The 5,843-nt window shown below is 37.3% G+C and carries 3 protein-coding genes and 1 pseudogene; 1 reads left to right on the top strand and 3 read right to left on the bottom strand.

The annotated features are described in order from the left end of the window. Positions 1–201 precede the first annotated feature (201 nt). Positions 202–1,296, top strand: a pseudogene (locus tag I3255_RS13000) (IS110 family transposase). A gap of 342 nt (positions 1,297–1,638) precedes the next feature. Here the strand turns inward: I3255_RS13000 and I3255_RS12990 are convergent. The 3 genes from I3255_RS12990 to I3255_RS12975 all read right to left on the bottom strand — a co-directional run bounded on the left by I3255_RS12990 (position 1,639) and on the right by I3255_RS12975 (position 5,721). Beyond that, complete coding sequence (locus I3255_RS12990) at positions 1,639–2,484, bottom strand: hypothetical protein (RefSeq protein ID WP_238039194.1); 846 nt, start codon at positions 2,482–2,484, stop codon at positions 1,639–1,641. Positions 2,485–2,621: 137 nt separating this feature from the next. Continuing rightward, positions 2,622–3,707 (bottom strand): FRG domain-containing protein, encoded by a 1,086-nt coding sequence (locus I3255_RS12980; protein ID WP_238039193.1) that lies wholly within the window; start codon positions 3,705–3,707, stop codon positions 2,622–2,624. Between the two features lie 571 nt (positions 3,708–4,278). Next, complete coding sequence (locus I3255_RS12975) at positions 4,279–5,721, bottom strand: UvrD-helicase domain-containing protein (RefSeq protein WP_238039192.1); 1,443 nt, start codon at positions 5,719–5,721, stop codon at positions 4,279–4,281. Between the last annotated feature and the right edge of the window lie 122 nt (positions 5,722–5,843).

Raw genomic sequence — 5,843 nt, 5'->3', positions numbered from 1 at the left:
GGGATTTTACCACGTTTGCGCTGTAAAACATCAATTTCTCTTGGGAAATGGTTGATAGTGGTTTGGATGGTTGGGTTGTTTGGTTATCACAACAGATAAGCGTTAGTTTTGAAACGTTTTTGGACAAAAGTGTGTTACGCACTTTGCTCTATTTTAGCTGGTAGGTAGTAGAAAAAGTAAGGATAACGCCCTGTTAAGGTGATGAGATGGTCTCCCTCTACCTCTTCGCATGGTCTTGAGCCATGCTTGATATATTCAATCAATGTGCAGGTAAAGACCATGGCTCAGAATAAAATCATCGGTATCGACTTAGCAAAAAGTATTTTCTTTCTTTTTGAAATCAATCATAAAGGAAATAATATTAGCCGTAAAAAATTACCTCGAAGTAAGCTTCTAAAATATATCGCACAACAAAATGAGTGCACCATCTCGATGGAAGCTTGTTCCTCTGCACATTATTGGGCTAGAGAATTTTCCAAACTTGGGCATCAAGTTATGCTCTTTCCACCACAACATGTAAAAAGCCAGCGTCATAAACAAAAGAACGATTACAACGATGCCGAGGCTATCGCTGAAATAACGCTTTATCAAAGACATCATCCCGTACCGCATAAATCTATCGAGCAACAAGATATTCAATCGGTCATTAAAATGCGCAAGCTTCTTATCACTGAAAGAACTCGTCTTATTAATCAAGTTAGAGGACTTTTATCGGAATATGGCATCATTATTCCAAAAGGAAAAACAGCATTTGGTAAAGCCATACCAAGTATCCTTGAAGATGCTGAGAATCAACTTTCATCGATGTTGCGAGAACTCATTTATCATCAACATGAAAGATATAATTATATCAACGAGCAAGTAAGCTGGTTTGATAACAAGCTAAATCACACCATTCAGCATTTTGATAATGCCAAACTACTTACTTCAATCCCTGGATTTGGCCCTTTAACTAGCCAAGCTGTTGCTGTTTGGATGGGTTCTGGACAACAATTTAAAACAGGAAGAGATGCTTCCGCAGCCATGGGTCTTGTACCCAAGTAGAATTCCACAGGTGGAAAAATCACGCTGCTTGGTATAACTAAGCAAGGCAATACCTATATTCGTTCCTTACTTGTTCATGGCGCAAGAGCAGCTTTAAGACGAGCCAAATTTAAATCAGATAAACTAAGCTTATGGGCTGTAGATATTGAAAAGCGACGAGGAGCAAACCGTGCGGCTGTCGCTTTAGCCAATAAATTAATGCGGATAGCTTGGGCGGTAATCAGTAAAAACGAGGAATATAAACCAGCATAAACAACGATCACCAACCTTTGCAAAGTACGTAGTTAGATGAATATCAGGATAAAATCCTACACGATGAAAACCTTCTGCTCACACTGGCTTTTAAAGTCGATAAGGTGATTAGGACTTCGTGTTCGACTGCCTCATCTTGGCCAAGGCACAAGCCGATTTAACAGGCCGTATATATGGTAGTTAACCTGCACTTTTGATCAAACTGCTGGCTTGCAAAACAGAGGGAGACCATATATGTGAGCAACGCAATACCGTAGTTCCCGCATACCACCTTAAACACTAATCGCAACGCATAGTAAAAATGCCACGCGTTGCGAATCACTCTTAAACAGTTTGTTATGTTTATTGACCTACAACATATACTGGGATCCAATTTTTTGGAAATTTCTGCTCATTCCAAGCGGTCATAAAACGCTCTCTGCCCCAAAAGTCTGTAGTAACATAAAATACAGCATAAAATATGCTGTAATCTCTGTCACCTGTATAGCCTTTAACATCCGCGGCGACTTGTTCAATAGTAGCTTTTAGCTTGTCTTCTGTTTTCGCATATTTATACTCAATCGCGGTAAATAATTCCGGGATCAAAATATCAGGCTTATACTCTTTAACTGTTTTAATAAAGTTACTTTTAGGATATTTTGCCGTAGGAAAAATTGCTTCAAAAACTCCTTTAACTGCATTATAAACTTCAGTTTCTGATTTTGGAACTTTCTCTAAACGTGACACAATTGAAGCTGTATTATTCAATATATTTTCCAGATATTGAATTCCTGAAAGTCTCGTATACCTAGAATCATCACTCTCCATGAATTCAAAAACTTGAAGGAACTGGGTTAGCCTAGCCAAGAAAACACTATATGGTTCACCAAACCAATAGTGATCTATATCGAATTTATCTCGGTCTTTAATATTATCTGGTCCGCTCCCAAATAACTCTCTGAATAGTGACAAATAATTTGAATAACCTTTCATATCCAAATAACAAGAGACCGACAGGTATAATGAGGCTGTTAAGTGCTTAAATGGTTTTTCGTACTCCTCATCCCCATCAAGTAAATACTCGGGAGGTGTTCCTCCGGTTTGCTTTGGATCCCATTGAGACCAACTAATTTGATGATGCGCGACATCAATTTCAATCTTTCTAGCTTCGCCCAATAGCTTATTTATACGACTTTCCAAAAATTCCACGTTTAACTCCTAAAGAAACATAACGCCCTGTTAAGGGGTGAGCAACGCAATACTGAAGTCGCCGCGTACCACCTTAAACACTAAAACCAACGCATAGTGAAAATGCCACGCGTTGCGAATCCCTCTAGAACAGTTTGTTATATTTTTCCCGCTAAAACTTCCCTAACCATTCTATTTTGCATAGTTTCGGTATATGACGGAAGCTCTGGATATATAAAGTCTTTTGAGATTCCATATAGATTAAGTTCACTATGAATCGAACTCAAATATTTTGCGGGTATGTCTATTCTAATAACCCCTTCGTTTATTAGAACATTTTCAGTACAAGCATGCGTCTTAATAATGTTTTCTTTAACAATGGCTTTGTTTTCGATTACATTCATTTCTAGATCATTAGAAAAAACAAAAACACCTTGCTGATTTTTTATTCGTGGGTTTAGTGGGAGTGGTTCTAAGACATATTTTGCATTATTATAAATTTTCACTGAACTCAAAGAGCATGTTGAATTAATAAGATCATCTTGGATTAACTTTAATACTGTATGACACCGTGCACTTTTATTAGCCATTTCAAGGCAAATTGCAGTCATATGCATGGCTAATATTTCTTTATTCACCTTTATAGGTGGATATATAAAATCCCCACTACCAGAATTTATAATGCCATGAATAGTATGAGCAAGATCCAGCGTCATAGTATTCATTAGGTTTCTTTCCAAGATATTATATATTTCTGCTAACTTACGCTGCTCACCCTTTAAAGCATTAGAAAAACTTTGACTACTTGAAACAGTAACCGGATGCTTATCTGGAACATTAAAGATCATATATACAGATGCATCACCTGTGTCTTTAGGTTTCTCGGTTGCGAAGTAAAGTGCAACCATTGGGTTCTTTGTCCAGTCGATTAGCCTAGTTGCTAAACCATAATGCTGAGCAACCATCATCAGATCAATGTCATTCAAAGTGTAGTCTTTGAGTAAATTATTCTCAGAATAAGCTGGCATGTTATTCTTAAACTCTTTAAACATTTTATTAGAAAGTATAGAAGAGTAGTTATCACTTTGTCCGGGTTTAGTACTTTCTGTTAGTCGATAGAAGGATGAATTTACATTGTATAAACTCGATGACTGACCACGAAAGTATGCCCTTTCACCCTCAGGGTAGAGTTCTTTAACTATTTTAAGAAAATCCCCTACACATTTGATGTTATTACTACTCACTTTTTATAACTCCGTATTGATAGTGAATCTCATGGTAAATATAACAGTATATTAATAAGCATTCTTACTTTCGCGCAAAAAAGTACTCATAAAATACCATTATCATACTCGATATAATCGTTATATATTATGAACTTGCTGGCACTTTCTTACATCTACTCATTTGAAAGAGGATGTAAAAAGTAAGAAATGTATTTAATTAGTCTTATGAAATACAAACTGAAATATTAAATCGTTTAATTTTCATTTGGTTATGATTTTACTTCTGTTTTTAACAAGAAATATTTCTTATTAAAAACGGAACTCAAGCGATAAAATCACCATGTTTCATTATAACTGTTCATATATACAGCTCATGAAACTAATCCAAAATCACGTTAATGCGATATGAATGAGTATTTGCTCTGAATGATAATGGGGCAATTTCGTGTTACATGCCCCGCCAACACACATCTGGACAATTCTGTGTTAGAGACTTTCCTAAATTAGCAATTCATAAATAACTAAATGTATGGAAAATCTGGACAAAGCAGATTTTTGGCAATTATCGTTGGTTGATATTATGTTCACTCTAATTTTTCTTCGTTTTGTGGTTTGGATGATTTGGGTTTAACACTTCAAACCCAATAGACTCAAGGCTTTTAACTATGTCATCGTGGTTGTATTTGTTGCCAAGTAAATCCATGTCTACTGCAACAACAAGCTCTGACTCAGCCCTCGTTAATGCAACGTAAACCATATTCCAAGTCTTGTTGAACTTGGTTACAGCATCCTGCATTAAGCATTTGAAAATCGCTGGTGTTAAGACTAATACACAGACCTTAGACTCTAAGCCTTTAGTGCGCTGGATGCTGCTTATTGTATACTTAGCCGAATTGTCCTTGGATGAACTATATTGCTCGGCAGATCTGCAAAGATTTTTGAACAACTCTTTTTCATACGGAATTTCCAGCTTGGCAAGAAATTTACGTATGGAACTGTTGTTGTCATTTTTGGACAACAGAGATGCAAAGAAACGCTGCAATGAATATATGACCACCCCTTCTTCGTATTCGGGGAATTTTACTGTAAGTAGATCTTCTACCTCAGGGTCAAACTCGGGTAGTGCTCCTGCTTGTTTAGTTGAGTAGTTACCTTCTTTTCTGAAGATGCTAACTAAACTTCCATTCTCAATGTGATGGCTAAGTACAGCGTCATAATGGTCATCTTCTGTAGTGATGTATGTGAGGCGTCCTTCAACTTCAGACAAGCTGATCTGCTCTTGCCCTCTGGGGCAGAAGGTATTTGATAGATCAAGAATCCTCTGTGGAACCCTACGAGATGTCGTGATATTCGGCAGCACTTTTACTTTTTTGTTGGCTTTGTTTTTTGCTAACCAATCTTTGAAATCTTTCGGATAATCAATTGCTTGCTTTGGATCGCCTACCATGTAAATATCAGCAGAATTCTCGCCGATTTTTTGAAAAGCTTTAAGAGCGGTTTCGTCAAGATCCTGAGCTTCATCAAGGAAAATCTTGTCGATCGCACTGCTTAGGAGTTTGTGAACTTTCCTAACTTTAGATTTCTTCTTCTGGCTGTTGTGTTTTGAATAGTTTTCATCGACAACTCTCCATGCCGCAGAATATGTTTCATCGACATGTATTACCCCAATTTTCTTTAGCCTTGAAATGGTGCTCTTGGCTTCTCTTTGTTTTTTCTCAGCGGACTTTCCAGCAGGAAAGTTTGAGAACGTTTTGCATTGTGAAGAGGTGGTGTGTACTTCATTTAAAACAAAAGGAGAGTAAGGGTAAATGACCTCATTCAATAGAAACGTGTGGACTGTGCAAACTACGATATTGTCTGGCAAGTATCCTAATTGTCTGATAATCGCTTGAGAAATATTCTGCGTGGCATTATTGGTATAAGTAATCGCAAAGATTTTCTTATGCGATGTTGAGTCGTAGTGCGCGATGATCTTCTCAGCCAGACCATGAGTCTTACCTGCGCCAGCTCCAGCTATCTGAATTTCAATCATTTCATGAAATCCAAGGCTTCTTGAATATGCTTGGGTAACGAGATCGGATCTTTGTTCTCTTCATCTAAGATGGAGTCAGCTATCCTGAGCATCCTTTCAGCTTTGCTTTTCTTCAGAAACTC

The organism is Psychrobacter sp. Ps6 (assembly GCF_022129235.1).
Lineage (GTDB): Bacteria > Pseudomonadota > Gammaproteobacteria > Pseudomonadales > Moraxellaceae > Psychrobacter.
Note: the sequence above shows the minus strand (reverse complement) of the source record. Positions and strands in the feature narration are given on the sequence as shown.